13 protein-coding genes and 1 riboswitch are annotated in these 13,785 nt (G+C 45.5%); all 13 genes read left to right on the top strand.

Annotated elements, in window-relative coordinates; translation table 11 throughout:
* The first annotated feature begins 398 nt into the window (after nucleotides 1-398).
* Nucleotides 399-583: riboswitch (cobalamin riboswitch) on the top strand.
* Nucleotides 584-743: 160 nt separating this feature from the next.
* The 13 genes from DP73_RS21395 (at nucleotide 744) to DP73_RS21335 (ending at nucleotide 13,457) form a co-directional block, all read left to right on the top strand.
* Nucleotides 744-1,994 carry a bifunctional cobalt-precorrin-7 (C(5))-methyltransferase/cobalt-precorrin-6B (C(15))-methyltransferase gene (locus DP73_RS21395; protein WP_034602412.1) on the top strand — a complete coding sequence of 417 codons (1,251 nt, stop codon included), beginning with the start codon at nucleotides 744-746 and terminating at the stop codon, nucleotides 1,992-1,994.
* Complete coding sequence (gene cobI, locus DP73_RS21390; RefSeq protein WP_034602411.1) at nucleotides 1,994-2,731, top strand: precorrin-2 C(20)-methyltransferase; 738 nt, start codon at nucleotides 1,994-1,996, stop codon at nucleotides 2,729-2,731. The genes DP73_RS21395 and cobI overlap by 1 nt, the downstream gene beginning before the upstream one ends.
* Nucleotides 2,712-3,506 carry a precorrin-4 C(11)-methyltransferase gene (cobM, locus tag DP73_RS21385; RefSeq protein ID WP_034602410.1) on the top strand — a complete coding sequence of 265 codons (795 nt, stop codon included), beginning with the start codon at nucleotides 2,712-2,714 and terminating at the stop codon, nucleotides 3,504-3,506. The genes cobI and cobM overlap by 20 nt, the downstream gene beginning before the upstream one ends.
* Nucleotides 3,442-4,683, top strand: a complete 1,242-nt coding sequence (locus DP73_RS21380) for a cobalt-precorrin 5A hydrolase (protein ID WP_348982482.1) — start codon at nucleotides 3,442-3,444, stop codon at nucleotides 4,681-4,683. Before cobM ends, DP73_RS21380 begins: the two co-directional genes overlap by 65 nt.
* A gap of 26 nt (nucleotides 4,684-4,709) precedes the next feature.
* The gene (cobJ, locus tag DP73_RS21375; RefSeq protein ID WP_034602409.1) at nucleotides 4,710-5,399 is read left to right on the top strand and encodes a precorrin-3B C(17)-methyltransferase; all 690 of its coding nucleotides are present in this window, start codon (nucleotides 4,710-4,712) and stop codon (nucleotides 5,397-5,399) included.
* The gene (cobK, locus tag DP73_RS21370; protein ID WP_034602408.1) at nucleotides 5,396-6,160 is read left to right on the top strand and encodes a precorrin-6A reductase; all 765 of its coding nucleotides are present in this window, start codon (nucleotides 5,396-5,398) and stop codon (nucleotides 6,158-6,160) included. The genes cobJ and cobK overlap by 4 nt, the downstream gene beginning before the upstream one ends.
* A complete protein-coding gene (locus DP73_RS21365; protein WP_034602407.1) occupies nucleotides 6,157-6,525 on the top strand; it encodes a CbiX/SirB N-terminal domain-containing protein in 369 nt (122 codons plus the stop codon). Before cobK ends, DP73_RS21365 begins: the two co-directional genes overlap by 4 nt.
* Complete coding sequence (locus tag DP73_RS21360; RefSeq protein WP_034602406.1) at nucleotides 6,522-7,157, top strand: precorrin-8X methylmutase; 636 nt, start codon at nucleotides 6,522-6,524, stop codon at nucleotides 7,155-7,157. Before DP73_RS21365 ends, DP73_RS21360 begins: the two co-directional genes overlap by 4 nt.
* A gap of 48 nt (nucleotides 7,158-7,205) precedes the next feature.
* Nucleotides 7,206-8,750, top strand: coding sequence for a cobyric acid synthase (locus tag DP73_RS21355; RefSeq protein ID WP_034602405.1), 1,545 nt, complete (start codon nucleotides 7,206-7,208; stop codon nucleotides 8,748-8,750).
* A 90-nt stretch (nucleotides 8,751-8,840) separates the two neighbouring features.
* Nucleotides 8,841-9,812, top strand: coding sequence for an adenosylcobinamide-phosphate synthase CbiB (cbiB, locus tag DP73_RS21350; protein WP_034602419.1), 972 nt, complete (start codon nucleotides 8,841-8,843; stop codon nucleotides 9,810-9,812).
* A gap of 56 nt (nucleotides 9,813-9,868) precedes the next feature.
* Nucleotides 9,869-11,341: a cobyrinate a,c-diamide synthase gene (locus DP73_RS21345; RefSeq protein WP_034602404.1), complete on the top strand. Its 1,473-nt coding sequence runs from the start codon at nucleotides 9,869-9,871 to the stop codon at nucleotides 11,339-11,341.
* A 72-nt stretch (nucleotides 11,342-11,413) separates the two neighbouring features.
* Nucleotides 11,414-12,331, top strand: a complete 918-nt coding sequence (locus DP73_RS21340; protein WP_034602402.1) for a GHMP kinase — start codon at nucleotides 11,414-11,416, stop codon at nucleotides 12,329-12,331.
* 4 nt (nucleotides 12,332-12,335) lie between these two features.
* Complete coding sequence (locus DP73_RS21335; RefSeq protein WP_034602401.1) at nucleotides 12,336-13,457, top strand: threonine-phosphate decarboxylase; 1,122 nt, start codon at nucleotides 12,336-12,338, stop codon at nucleotides 13,455-13,457.
* Nucleotides 13,458-13,785 lie beyond the last annotated feature (328 nt).

The raw sequence follows: 13,785 nt of genomic DNA, 5'->3' as shown, positions 1-13,785 counted from the left end.
GCAATAACTTTTCAAGAAATTGTTTGGTTACCCCTTTTAGAATGAGGTAACCAAACAACCTTCAATTTATCCGATGACTACCAGCCGTAAGATTCCCATCTTCTATAAGTGGGAGATAACGGCTGCTACGTCCCTGGATAAGTTCTTCTAAGCTTCAGATGGAGTAAGTATTTCCTCTTAGACAAACTCCATCTGAAGCTAAGAATCACTTGATTCCCTATCAATAATCTAACATATCCGTTTACGTAGAACAAGAACATAATAAGAATACTAGAATGACATGCATTTGAATAAACTTTGTGAATATTATAATGTTTTTAACAAATTATTTTGAAATAGAGGAATTTAGTATATACTTATAGAATAACTCATTATTGTTAAGACACAATTTGTTAAATTAATATTGTTATGCTTAAGGTTCCTTTGAATTTAAAGGATCTAAGAGGGGAAGTCGGTGAAAATCCGGCGCGGTCCCGCCACTGTAAACAAGGAGTTCTCTTCGTCTAGTTGTGTTATTAGACATGATTAATGGGGAGAATGATGATCTGAAGCCAGGAAACCTGCCTTAAGTAGCATCACCAACCTACGAGCGATAGGAGATGTGTGTGTTTATTTGGTAAACCATACGAGCCGCTCAGGCTCGTTTTTTTATACTATACTGAAAAAAGCGAAAATAGACCGAAGCCGCCTGACAGAAGGCTAACAAGTACTAACACATCAACATTAGGGAAGAAGGGTAATGAATGTTACAGGTGATCGGCATTGGCCCTGGGAGGCCGGAATGGTTGCCCCCCGCGATTAATGAACTTGTGAAGAACTGCGAAATCTTGATCGGAGGATCTAGGGCTCTGGAACTCTTTCCAGATTTCACAGGACAAACCTATGTCCTATCCGGTAATCTGGCCAGTAGTATAGAAGTGATCAGAAGCGCTTTAATAGAAAAGAACCTTATCGGAGTTCTCGTCTCCGGCGATCCAGGGTTTTTTAGTTTTTTACCTAGACTCAAGAAAGAGTTTCCCGAGGAGAGGATCGATGTACATCCGGGGATTAGTTCTCTGCAGTTTGCCTTTGCCAGAGCGGAGCTTGCTTGGCAGGAGGCAGACTTTGCCAGTGTTCATGGCCGCGAGCTGTCAGTATTACCTCAAGTGATAACTCGCCCTACAGCGGTTCTAACCGGTGGGGAAAACACTCCCCAGGCAATTGCTCAATTTTATCTGGAGCAGGGAAATAATCCGCAGATATCCATAGGAAATGCCCTGGCTTATCCCGAAGAATTTTGGGCAACAATGGATGCAGAGAAGTTGGCTCAGGATGAGACCTTGCTAAAGAATGCCATTGTCATTCTTCATCCGGATTCTAACCAAACGAGTATCTCTAATAACCAACCATCTGATTCCTATCCCCCTGAGAGAGGTACAAAGTTAAGGCTGGGGATTCCAGATGAGGAATTCTTAAGGGGTAAGGTTCCCATGACCAAAGCGGAAATTCGCGTACAAGTCCTGGCCAAAGCCCAAATTTCTGCAAAGGATCGCGTTGTGGACATTGGCGCGGGCACGGGGAGTATAAGCATTGAAGCTGCTGGTTTAGCTTCCGAAGGTGTGGTTTATGCTATCGAACATAATTCGGAAGCTCAAAAACTTATTCTTGCCAATCAAGAAAAGTTTGGAGTTCCAAATCTTCGGCTAATTCCAGGAGCCGCTCCCGATGTCTTCGGAGAACTGCCTCCGGTGGATGTCTGTATCATTGGCGGCAGCAGCGGCAGACTGCCGGAAATACTACAAACAGTTCCCTTAATTACAGGGGGAAGGATTGTGATTACGGCAGTAACCATTGAAACCGTAGCACAAGGATTAAAATTGCTCTCGGATTACAACTATCAGGATATTGACACGGTTTCTATTCAAGCTGTCCGCTGGAAAGCAGTACAAACCCTGCATATGGCTCAAGCTTTGAATCCAATCTTTATTATCTCAGCAAGAAAAGGGGAAAAGTGATGAATACAACATGGGGAAAATTCTATGGAGTCGGAGTCGGTCCCGGTGACCCTCAGCTCTTGACTTTGCAAGCTGTTAATGTACTGCAATCCGTGGATTTAGTAGCTATTCCAAAATCCAAGATGGATCGAGAAAGTGTGGCTTGGGATATTGCTAAAGTTCATTGCCCCGCGAAGGCTCGTTTAGTAGAGCTAGAAATGCCCATGACTTCTGATCAGCAGGTTTTAGAAAAAGCATGGCAAGATGGAGCTCAAACCCTCCTGGAAGAATTAAAACAGGGCAAATCAGTAGCCTTCATTACCTTAGGCGACCCATCCCTGTATAGTACTTACAGTTATCTGCTTAATATTCTTCAGAAACAATTACCCCAGGAATGCATTAAAACCATTCCTGGAATAACGGCCATGGCTGCCGCTGCAGCAAAGATTAACCTGCCCCTGGCCACAGGGGATGAACCTCTCCTTATCTTACCAAGTACGGAAGATGTGGGAGACTACCTGAACTTCCCTAATCTAGTCCTGATGAAAGTCTCCCGCAGGCTTCCTGACATTTTGACGCTGTTGGAAAAACGCGAGAGAAAGGCAGTTTTGCTGACTCGTCTCGGACAAGCGGAAGAGAAAATACGTTGGGAACCTAAGCCCGATGATTTTAAAGCAGAAAAAGTCGACTATCTCAGTTTGTTGCTTGTTAAAAAAGATTTACTGGGGAGGGAAAATAGTGAGCCAGAAGAAAACTAGCGGCCAAGGCCAAGTGATTTTTGTCGGAGCCGGTCCGGGGGATCCTGAGCTTATCACTCTCAAAGGAGCCCGGGCTATAGAAGGTGCAGACCGGGTGATTTATGCCGGATCGTTAGTTAATCCGGAATTGCTGGGGATGTGTCGTCCGGGTGTTCCTTGTCATGACAGTGCTCATCTCACTCTCGAAGAAGTGGTGGCTCTCATGCTTGAAGGAACGAATAACGGAGAGACTGTTGTTCGGCTGCATACAGGAGATCCCAGTATGTACGGTGCTATTAAGGAGCAATTCGAATACTTAGATAAACAAGAAATTCCCTATTCTGTCATACCTGGGGTCAGTTCAGTGTTTGCAGCTGCTGCAGCCGTAAAGAGAGAATTTACTCTGCCGGATATCAGTCAAACCTTGATTCTAACTCGTTTAGCCGGGCGAACTCCCGTACCGGAGCGTGAGGCACTCTCTAAATTAGCCCAGCACCAAGCCAGTATGGCAATTTTCCTAAGTGTTCAAGACATGGGAACTGTGGTCAAGGAGTTGCTGGATGGTGGGTATGCTGCCTCCACTCCAATTGCCGTTATCGCTAAAGCAAGCTGGCCGGATGAAGAGATTCTCTTGGGAACCCTAGAAACCATCGTGGAAAAGGTTAAAGCGGCAGGAATCCGTAAACAGGCGCAAATTCTGGTAGGAGATTTCTTAGATCCGGCCAAGGGTTATGCACGGTCAAAACTATACGATCCGACCTTTACCCATGAATACCGGCAAGGGACAGATAAGTAAGGTGAACATTGAAGCCAACAGGGTCACGACGAAAAACCACTACCAAGACTTTGATGACATGGATAATTCTCTAAGCAGGACAGTTACGCTTTTGTCCTTGACTGCCCCAGGCTTGGAGACGATCCTGCGTATTGGAGAGACTTTACCGGAGAATATTGGATTTAAGGTTTATCTGCATGAAAAGGTACTCCGTCCGGGAGATAACCATAATCGACAAGCCCGACCTCAAGTCCAACCTCAGATCCAATTGCAAACCTTCAGCCACCTAAGGGATGTTGTTCCCCGCCTGTGGCAAGAATCAGCGGTGCTGATCTTTGTCATGGCAACAGGAATTGTGGTGCGTCAGATAGCCTCTTTAATAGAAGGAAAAGATCGAGACCCAGCTGTTTTGGTTTTAGATGAGGAAGGGAAATTCGTAATTCCTTTGCTGTCCGGGCATTTAGGGGGCGCCAATACTTGGGCTAAGCAAATTTCCGCACAGATTGGAGCAGTGCCCGTTATTACCACCGCTACGGATGTAAGAGGAATGGTGGCTCCGGACGAATATGCCCGTAGATTTGGTTGGAAGGTAGAACCGGTTTACCATTTGCAGGAGGTCAACAGCTTATTATTAAACCGGGAATATCTTAAAGTCTGGGCCAAGTATCCATTAAAGCCGGAGCACCAGGCCTTCACAAAGGATACTCATTATTGTTTTTTAACAGAAAATGAAAAAGATCAAGCCAATGTTATTATTGATGCTTTTCCGAATTTGCCGCTTCAAAGAGATTGTCTATATTTAGTCCCCCCGGTTTTAAGTGTTGGGGTGGGATGCAGACGAGGAGTTGCCCAGGAGGTCATTTTGGAACGTATAAAAATGGCTGTCGAGGAACTCGGAGCTTCTCTTAAAGCCATCGCGGGTATTTATAGTATTGACCTTAAATCTGATGAAGTGGGACTGATTGAAGCAGCTAAAAGCTTGAAGGTTCCCTTTAAAACCTTTCGTGCCGATGAACTGCAAAGAGTTAATCTTCAAGAACAATTAAGCCGATCAAATTTTGTAAGCGAAAAGATAGGAGTGGACGGTGTATGCGAAGCAGCGAGTTTACTGGGAGCCCAAATGGGGAGATTAATTCTGCCCAAGACCAAGGGGCAGGGGGTAACAGTAGCCATCAGCATAGAAAACTATATGTCGTAGGTCTGGGGCCTGGGGATCAAGAACATATGACAGCAAGGGTTCAATCGGTCTTAAATGAAGTTGAATACATAGTAGGGTATAAAACCTATGTAGACCTTATCAAACCCTTTTTAACCCATCAACAAATTGTCGCCACCGGCATGCGTCAAGAAATAGATCGCTGCCGTGAAGCCATTCGCTTGGCTGCCGAAGGACACCGAGTAGCTGTTATCAGTAGTGGAGATGCAGGAGTTTACGGTATGGCCGGGATTATCCTTGAATGTCTGGAACAAGAGAACCTCCTGGATATGCCCTTAGAAATCATTCCCGGAGTGACTGCAGCCTCTGCCGCAGCTTCTATGTTAGGTGCTCCTTTAATGCATGATTTTGCTGTAGTCAGCTTAAGTGACCTGTTAACTCCTTGGGAAGTTATTGAGAAACGAGTTCGTTTAGCAGCTGAAGGCGATTTTATCTTCGCCCTCTATAACCCTAAGAGCAACGGTCGCCCTCAACATATTGAGACAGTACGAGAGATCATTTTACGCTACCGTCGTCCGGATACTCCGGTGGGTCTGGTTCGAGAAGCCTTGCGCGGGGAGGAATCTAGTGTTGAGATTACCACCCTGGAAGATTTCACAAAGCACAAAATCGACATGCTGACCACCGTAATTATTGGAAACTCGCAAACTCGGATTGTAGGACCTTATATGGTAACTCCTCGAGGCTATAAGCTGTGAGGCTTTTAGTTTTAGCAGGAACTGAGGATGGACGTGAACTGGCCAATGCCCTCAAGCATCGGGGCCATGAGGTGTTAGTTTCTACACTGACTCCTTATGGTGCTGAATTAGCCCAAGGGCAAGGATTGCAGACTCGCTGGGGTGCTATGGATGAAGAGGAGTTAATCAACCTTTTAAAATCACAGGATTTTGCCGCCTTAGTAGATGCCACTCATCCCTACGCTTTAAGGGTTAAAGAAATGGCTAAAAAGGTTTGCTTAGATTTAAAGGTTCCTTACCGACGCTGGGAGCGTTCAGAACTGAAGTTGCCAGATCATCCTCTTATTCATTGGGCGGAGGACATATCCGGCGCGGCTCAACTTTCCGCCAACTTAGGACAACGAATTATGCTGACCACGGGCAGCAATGGGTTGCCGGAATGGGTTTCTCATCCGTTAATGCAGGATAAATCTCTTTATGTTCGTGTTCTTCCTACGTCTGAGGTGTTAATGCGCTGTGAAAAATTAGGTTTAAAACCGAGCCAAATCATAGCTGCTCAAGGCCCCTTCTCCCAAGAATGGGATGAGGCGATGTTCAAGCAGCTAAAGATCGAAGTCGTGGTAGCCAAAGAAAGTGGAAAAGTAGGCGGAACCATCGAAAAGGTAGAAGCCTGTCTCAATTTGAATCTTCCTTTAGTTCTTTTGAAACGACCAGTGGCAGAGATAGCTTCAAATCAACAAACCATTACAGAATTTATTAATAATTTGGAGGTAATAATATGAAATCGGAAATCATCATTTTAGGGCACGGCAGCCGTCGAGCAGAAGCAAACGAAGGACTTTTAGTCGTTGCTGAAAAAGTAAGCAGCATTATTGGGCAACCTGTAACCCCCGCTTATATGGCTCATGACCACCCGAGCTTGCCGGAAGCCGTAAAGGCTAAAATTGAAAGTGGAGCAAAGCACATTGTTATAATGCCCCTCTTTCTTTTCCGTGGGATGCATGTGACTGTTGATATTCATGAAGAACTGCGTGAGATTCGGGAACAGCATCCGGAGGTTGAAATCGTCTTTACCAGAGAGCTGGGAGCTGACGACGGAATTGCAAGTTTGGCCAGTCTTCGCATTAAGGAGGCTCTCGGCGAATGACAGCAGATTTTATTTTAGACCCCGGTCAAATTGAATCTGAAAGCATGAAGATTATTCGGGCAGGACTTACCCGTCCTTGGTTAGACACGGACCTCCCGGTTGTTGAACGCATCATTCATACTACGGGGGATCCTTCTTTAGAGTCTGCAATTGCCATTCACCAGGAAGCAATTGCTTGTGGTCTTCAAGCATTGAAACAGGGTGCTACTGTCATTACGGATGTAGAGATGGTTAGAGCAGGAATTTCCAAGGAAAAGCTTAAATCATTAGGCGGGACGGTAGAATGTTTTCTAAACACTCCCGGAGTTCCCGAACAGGCAAAAGCCTGGGGAATTACTCGTTCCATGACCGCTTTTCGCATGAATGCGGATCGGTTGAAAGGCTCTATTGTAGCCATTGGAAATGCCCCAACGGCTTTGCTTGAAGTTTTGCGTCTCGCAGAAAATTCCGAGACTCGTCCGGCCTTGATTGTCGGAATTCCCGTTGGCTTTATTGGGGCCAAAGAGTCAAAGGATCTCCTTTGGGAGCACCAAGAGTTCCCGTCGATTACCGTACTAGGAACCCGGGGCGGGAGTCCAATTGCGGCAACAGTGGTAAATGCTTTGATTTATACGGTTTTGAAGCAAAAGTAAATTTCATCATTAGTTTGGAAAGCAGGAAGTAGAAAAGAGGGTGAAAAGATGTCTTCAGATACTCAAGCAACGGCCAAACTTATGATTCAGGGAACGTCTTCCAGTGTAGGAAAGAGTGTATTGGCTGCTGCGTTCTGCCGAATTTTTTATCAAGAAGGATATAAGGTTGCTCCCTTTAAAGCTCAAAATATGGCCCTCAATTCCTTTGTGACCATTGCAGGAGGTGAGATGGGGAGGGCCCAGGTCGTTCAGGCTCAAGCTGCCGGAGTGGATCCTGATGTTCGAATGAACCCAATTTTGCTTAAACCAAGTGGACCTGCCGGATCTCAAGTTATTATTATGGGCAAGTCTCAGGGGAATGTAACAGCCCTGCGCTATCATGGGGAGTATCAGCGTATGACTTGGCCGTATGTTACTGAGGCTCTTCACTCCCTGCTGGATGAGTATGAAATATTGGTTATCGAGGGAGCAGGAAGTCCGGCTGAAGTGAATCTTAAATCCAATGATATTGTGAATATGAGAGTGGCAATGGAGGCCAAATCACCGGTTTTGCTTGTGGCAGACATTGATCGCGGCGGAGCTTTAGCCTCTGTTGTAGGAACCTTAGAATTGGTAGAGCCTGAAGAGAGAGCGATGATCAAGGGTATTATTTTTAACAAGTTTCGCGGAGAAATCAAGCTGCTTCAGCCGGCCCTGGATTTCATTGAGGAAAAGACAGGAATTCCGGTGGTGGGGGTTGTTCCCTACTTTAAAATCCGTATTCCCGATGAAGACTCCGTTGCTCTGAGTGAAGCGGTAGAAAAGCCTTCGGTTTCCCTAGAGCAGCAATTGGATGTGGCAGTGATTCGCTTGCCCTATATTTCTAACTTTACGGATTTTGATGCCTTGCAGGATGAGCCGGATGTTTCCGTCCGTTATGTAACAGAGCGCAGTAATCTGGGAAAACCCGACCTTTTGATTATTCCGGGGAGCAAGAATACCCTTGTTGATTTGCGCTTTCTTCATGATAGTGGAATAGGGGAGCAAATTCTGGCCCTTTGCGGGGAAGAGGTTCCTGTGATAGGAATTTGCGGCGGGTATCAAATGATGGGACGATTAGTTAAGGATCCTCTGCATACGGAATCTGAGCTGGAAGAGGTAGCAGGACTGGGGATTCTGCCCATGGTTACAGAATTCTATCCTCAAAAACATACTGTTCAAAGCAAGGGGACCATCTTGACGGATCAAGGCTTTTTTAAAGCCTGCACTGGAGAAACTGTGGAAGGTTATGAAATCCATATGGGGCGATCCATGTTGGATGAAGGCCATTTGCCTTTATTCAATTTAACTTCCAATGGAGAATCCAATCTCGATGGTTTGCAGTCCGGAAATTCCTATGGAACTTATTTGCACGGGATTTTTGATAATGATAGTCTGAGGGCCTCCTTGTTAAACTGGTTGTGGGAGCGCAGAGGAACCCGGAGACCCGTCGAAGCTTCACTTTCCCAGGCTGCTCTGCGTGAATCGGCGTTTAATGAGTTAGCGGATTTAGTGCGACAGAATGTGGATCTGGAACGGATACGTGATATTATGGGCTTAAAGGCAGATTCTTAGAAACGGTTTTAGGGACGTCTGCAGAACTAGAAAAGACCTATAGCAGAGAACTCTTGCAATAAAGTAGGAGTCTAGGATGTGAAGTTTATTATGATAGAAACCCTTAGTTGGTTTGGGGCAGTCCTTCCAATGGTTGTTCTCTGTGGGTTTATTCTCGATCAAGTTATTGGTGATCCACACAGCTGGCCTCACCCGGTTATAGGGATTGGCAAGGGGATTAGTTTTTTAGAGGAGAAGCTCAATCAGGGATCACCGAAGGCACGACGGCAAAATGGGGTCTTGTTAACCTTAGTTGTCGTGGGTGGAAGCTATCTGCTTACTTGGGGGGCTGTCTCTCTCGCTAACTTTTTCCACCCTATCCTGGGTTTGGCCTTAAGCATTTATATAGTGTTTACCACCCTGGCCGCTAAATCTCTTTTAGATGCTGGGCAAAATGTTCTAGTCCCCCTGACTAAAGGGGATCTAAGTGAGGCTCGGATTCAACTTTCTTGGTTGGTCAGCCGTGATACAACAAATCTTTCCGAAGGGGAAATTGCCCGAGGAACCGTCGAAACTTTAGCGGAAAACTTTGTCGATGGAATACTATCTCCTCTCTTTTACGCGGCTCTGGGAGGTGCCCCCTTAGCCATGGCCTTCAAAGCGGTGAGTACCTTAGATTCTATGGTCGGTTATAAAAATGAACGCTATTTAGACTTTGGTTGGTTTTCAGCTCGCACGGATGATTGGGCAAACTACCTGCCTGCCCGCTTATCCGTGCCCATCTTGCTCCTGGCAGGAAAACTGAGAAGAATGTCTGTTGCTCATGCTTACCGGATGTGGAAGCGGGACGCCTCAGGACACCCCAGCCCCAATGGTGGCAATCCAGAAAGTGTGGTTGCCGGTTTACTGGGAATTCAATTAGGTGGAATTAATATTTATCACGGGAAGACGCATCATCGAGCTGAGATGGGGGATGCACTCCATCCCGTCAGTGCCAATGATATTGTTCGCTGCCGTCAGCTGGTAGAAACAGCCACCTGGCTGTCTCTGATACCTGCGCTTGTTTTAGCTTATTTCTTTTAAAGCAGTTTAACGGCACGAATATCGAACCACGAACATCAAGTTGGGGGGGATTAAGCATGAAGATTCCACGGATTGTCCTGGCAGGAACGCATAGTGGAGTGGGGAAAACAACCCTTGCAACGGGTTTAATGGCAGCCTTAAAAAAGCGGGAACGCCCAATCCAAGGGTATAAGGTTGGACCGGATTATATAGACCCCAGTTATCACGCGGCGGCTACGGGAAGGGCTTCCCGCAATCTTGACCGTTGGTTGTTGGGGGAGAGCCTGCCTTCCGTTTTTGCTCAGACTGCCAAGGAACGTTGGGCGGTGATTGAGGGAGTCATGGGGATGTATGATGGAATGAGTGGAACCGCGGGTTTTGGGAGCACTGCTGATGTGGCAAAACTCCTTGACGCTCCCATCGTTCTTATAGTTGATGCTTCCTCAATGTCTCGCAGTGTTGCAGCGTTAGTTCATGGATTTAGTACTTACGACCCTCAAGTTAAGCTTCGGGGAGTAATCCTTAATCGGGTTAAGTCCACTGCCCAAGAAGCAATTCTTAGAGAAGCCCTTAGTGAAATTGGAATACCTGTCCTTGGAGTTTTACCCAAAGAATTATCGCTTAAGCTGCCTGAACGGCATTTAGGGCTTGTTCCCGTAGGAGAAGGTGGACTCTTAGAAGGATTTATCGATACACTTTCTGAGCTGATAACGAAACATGTTGACCTGGATCTGGTAGAAAGTATCATGCTGGGTGCTCCCGAATTCAACCAACCATCTTTACCCGAAATAGCAAAGGATCATATTATTTGTCCTTCCGATAAGCCGATTATTATTGACTCAGAAAAAGTTTCTGTTTCTACGACAAATAGAGAAATCATCTATTCAAATATCTTAAAACAAAACACTAGCGATAAATTTCGGTTAGGCTTGGCCTGGGATGAGGCGTTTCTCTTTTACTACCAAGACGCCTTAGATCTTGCTGAAGGTTTGAATGCCAGCATAATACCCTTTAGCCCCCTACACGATCAATCTATCCCTCAAGACCTGGATGGGATTTTCTTAGGCGGTGGTTTTCCTGAGCTGCATCTTAAGGAGTTAAGTCAAAACAAACCGTTTATCAAATCCTTACAGGATTTTGTCGCCAGTGGTAAACCAATCTATGCTGAATGCGGAGGGTACATGTATCTCGGACAGTCGATTACAGATTTTGAAGGCAATGAGCTGCCAATGGCGGGTATCATTCCCATGAAGGCTGAGATGACCAAGCGTTTACAAGGGATTGGCTATCGAAAAGGAATCTTTCGTGAGGGCAATTTTTTCGGCCCAAGTGGAACCACTGTTCAAGGGCATGAATTTCACTATTCTCGAGTCATCTATGAAAAGGAGTATCCTCCTGCTTATGAACTATTCAGAGGAGACAAGGCGGATCGACTGGAAGGATATGCTAGAGATAATATAGTCGCTTCTTATTTGCACCTTCATTTTTCGGGACATCCAGAATTACTGGAGCATTGGTTTTCTTCCCGTCCCGGGAGAACAGAGGTATGATAACAGTTGAGCTAAACATGCTTAAACATCCTTTCTCTAAAGGGGTTAAAGTCGTAGGGGGATTGAACATTAATGGATTTCGCAGTGGGGTTAGCTCGGTGTCCGGGAACATGTGGAGAATGGGTACAAGGGGCTAGGGATGGAGTTCCATTTCTTATTGATTGTCCCATTGATCGATTTTCGGAAGCCAGAGTGACATTAAACTTAAATACTACTGGCTGGGATCTGCCCCTTAATAAAGTAAAGGCACTCCAAGTCTTGGAATTGCTCAAAAAAAATTTGGGCCTGCCTAGGCTAGGGGGCCAGGTTGAGTTCACTCTTCAGCTTCCGGAAGGAAAAGGGATGGCCAGTTCAACGGCAGATATAACTGCTGTAGCTGCAGCAGCTTTAGTTGCCCTGGGAGAAGATCCTGTACCGGAGCGTTTGGCACATTTGGCACTGCAGATTGAACCCAGCGACAGTGTAATGTTTCCGGGTATTACGGAAATAGAACATGTTCAAGGGCATAACCATCGGTTTCTGGGATCCACTGTACCTGCTTTATTCTTAGCATTAGATTGGGGCGGGGCCATTGACACGAAAGTCTTTAACGCTCGTCCGGAGCTCTCGGAACACTATCGGCGTCAGGAAAGTGCAATTAAGAGAGCGTATCAATTAGCCTGTGAAGGAATCGAGCAGGGTGATTTAGAGAAATTAGCAAGAGCAGGAACGATCAGTGCCCAGTGTAATTTAGAAATTAATTATAAATCATTGTTCCAGCCTTTTTTAGCCTGGGTTCTGCAAAAGGGCGGGCTTGGCGTAGTCACTGCCCATAGTGGTACATTGTTAGCAGGAGTTTTTCCCCAAAGTGGATCTGTAAATCAGGATGTCTGTCGGAGCTTATTAAGTGAAGCTCAACAACGATTTACTCCTGCCTATCTGGACTTCTTCCATAGTCATTCCGGCGGAATTGTCGCCAATAAAATCGAAATTACTGAAAATACGGGGTGATACTATGCACGGTGGCAATCTCCGCAGAGCCAAGGAAATCTATGGCTTGGAGTCATTTGTTGATCTTTCCGCTAATATTAACCCTTTTGGACCTCCACCTGGGGTATGGGCTTCTATAGAAAAGGGTATGAAGGATATTGTAAATTATCCGGATCCGGAGAGTATTGGGTTGCGGAAAACTCTTGCCAGGCACTTGGATCAACCTTTGGAAACAATTATGGTAGGCAACGGAGCCGGCGAACTAATATTCACCATTGTCCAGGCCTTAAAGCCCCGGAGAGTGGCGATTCCTATTCCGACTTTCAGTGAATACGAACGCGCTGCACGGGCAGTCGGGTCTGAAGTTCAATACATTCCTCTGGGCCCGGAGGGCTGGGCAAAGTACCAAACGGGTAAGAAGGGACATTCCTCTGAAGCTAATTGTAAGCAACCGATCTGGAAGGAAGTTCTTAAGGAATGTGATTTACTTTTTCTATGTTCCCCCCATAATCCAACCGGGACTGTCCTGGAGAAAGAAACTTTTGAGGAAATCCTAGAATTCTGCCAAGAAATTGGCTGTCGAATCCTTTTTGATGAATCCTTCCTGGATTTTCTTCCGGATGCAGAGCGCTGGTCTGCTCGCGATTATTTAACTGCCAACGAGCATCTTATGGTTCTCTATTCTCTAACCAAGTTCTATAGTATACCGGGACTACGTTTGGGTAGTGTTTTTGCCCAGCCAACTCTAATTGTTGACTTCGAAAAATATCGTGATCCCTGGTCAGTTAATGTTCTTGCTCAGCATGCCGGAATCTCATCCTTAGAAGATTTACAGTATCCTGATGAAGTAAGGGGCAAATTGCAGGAGAGCAGAGAGTATTTTTATAGAGAGTTCCAGTCAGCAGGGTTTTCAAATCTAAAGCTTTGGCCAACTGTGGTTAATTTTGCCATGATTGAAGTTTTAGACCAGACCCCTGATAGATTAATCGAACATCTAGGTCGTTCAGGGATTCTAGTGCGCAACTGTGCTAGTTTTACCGGCCTGCCGGGCAATTTTATTCGAGCAGCGATCAAGGATATCCCAGTTATGCAGCGCCTAATTGAGGGATTGAAAAGTTGGACGGGATTGTCGTCGAATAATGTTTAATGTTAAAAAGCTAGTGAAAAGTAATTGAAAAACATCGTTAATATACAATAATTTTCTTAAAGGGCCCTATGAAAAATGAAAACTTGGCTCCAATAATTAATGAGACTATTTCTTTTAAAATGCGGTCTTTTTTACTGTCGACAGTGAAAAGGGCCGCTTTTGCTTTTGAAGTTATTGAAGGAAATAAGAGGATGTGAAACCCAAAGGAAGACCTTCCGCAACCAAACCCGGTGTATGACAGTGGAAAAAATCATAGCAAATGAAGAAATCGTTATAAAGATGTATATGGATTTAGACATATTAGTTAGAATAGCTCAATAATAAGCAA

Origin of the sequence: Desulfosporosinus sp. HMP52 (assembly GCF_000765145.1) — a bacterium.
GTDB lineage: Bacteria > Bacillota > Desulfitobacteriia > Desulfitobacteriales > Desulfitobacteriaceae > Desulfosporosinus.
The sequence above is the reverse complement of the archived record's forward strand: the minus strand, read 5'-3'. Positions and strand labels throughout refer to the sequence as shown.

Bases quoted from the DNA above. Each gene is read 5' to 3' on its own strand.
- DP73_RS21345 (WP_034602404.1), top strand. From the start codon at position 9,869: ATGAAGATTCCACGGATTGTCCTGGCAGGAACGCATAGTGGAGTGGGG.
- DP73_RS21335 (WP_034602401.1), top strand. From the start codon at position 12,336: ATGCACGGTGGCAATCTCCGCAGAGCCAAGGAAATCTATGGCTTGGAG.
- DP73_RS21365 (WP_034602407.1), top strand. From the start codon at position 6,157: ATGAAATCGGAAATCATCATTTTAGGGCACGGCAGCCGTCGAGCAGAA.
- DP73_RS21380 (WP_348982482.1), top strand. From the start codon at position 3,442: ATGCACGGTCAAAACTATACGATCCGACCTTTACCCATGAATACCGGC.
- cobJ (WP_034602409.1), top strand. From the start codon at position 4,710: ATGACAGCAAGGGTTCAATCGGTCTTAAATGAAGTTGAATACATAGTA.
- DP73_RS21360 (WP_034602406.1), top strand. From the start codon at position 6,522: ATGACAGCAGATTTTATTTTAGACCCCGGTCAAATTGAATCTGAAAGC.
- DP73_RS21395 (WP_034602412.1), top strand. From the start codon at position 744: ATGTTACAGGTGATCGGCATTGGCCCTGGGAGGCCGGAATGGTTGCCC.
- cobI (WP_034602411.1), top strand. From the start codon at position 1,994: ATGAATACAACATGGGGAAAATTCTATGGAGTCGGAGTCGGTCCCGGT.
- DP73_RS21340 (WP_034602402.1), top strand. From the start codon at position 11,414: ATGGATTTCGCAGTGGGGTTAGCTCGGTGTCCGGGAACATGTGGAGAA.
- DP73_RS21355 (WP_034602405.1), top strand. From the start codon at position 7,206: ATGTCTTCAGATACTCAAGCAACGGCCAAACTTATGATTCAGGGAACG.
- cbiB (WP_034602419.1), top strand. From the start codon at position 8,841: ATGATAGAAACCCTTAGTTGGTTTGGGGCAGTCCTTCCAATGGTTGTT.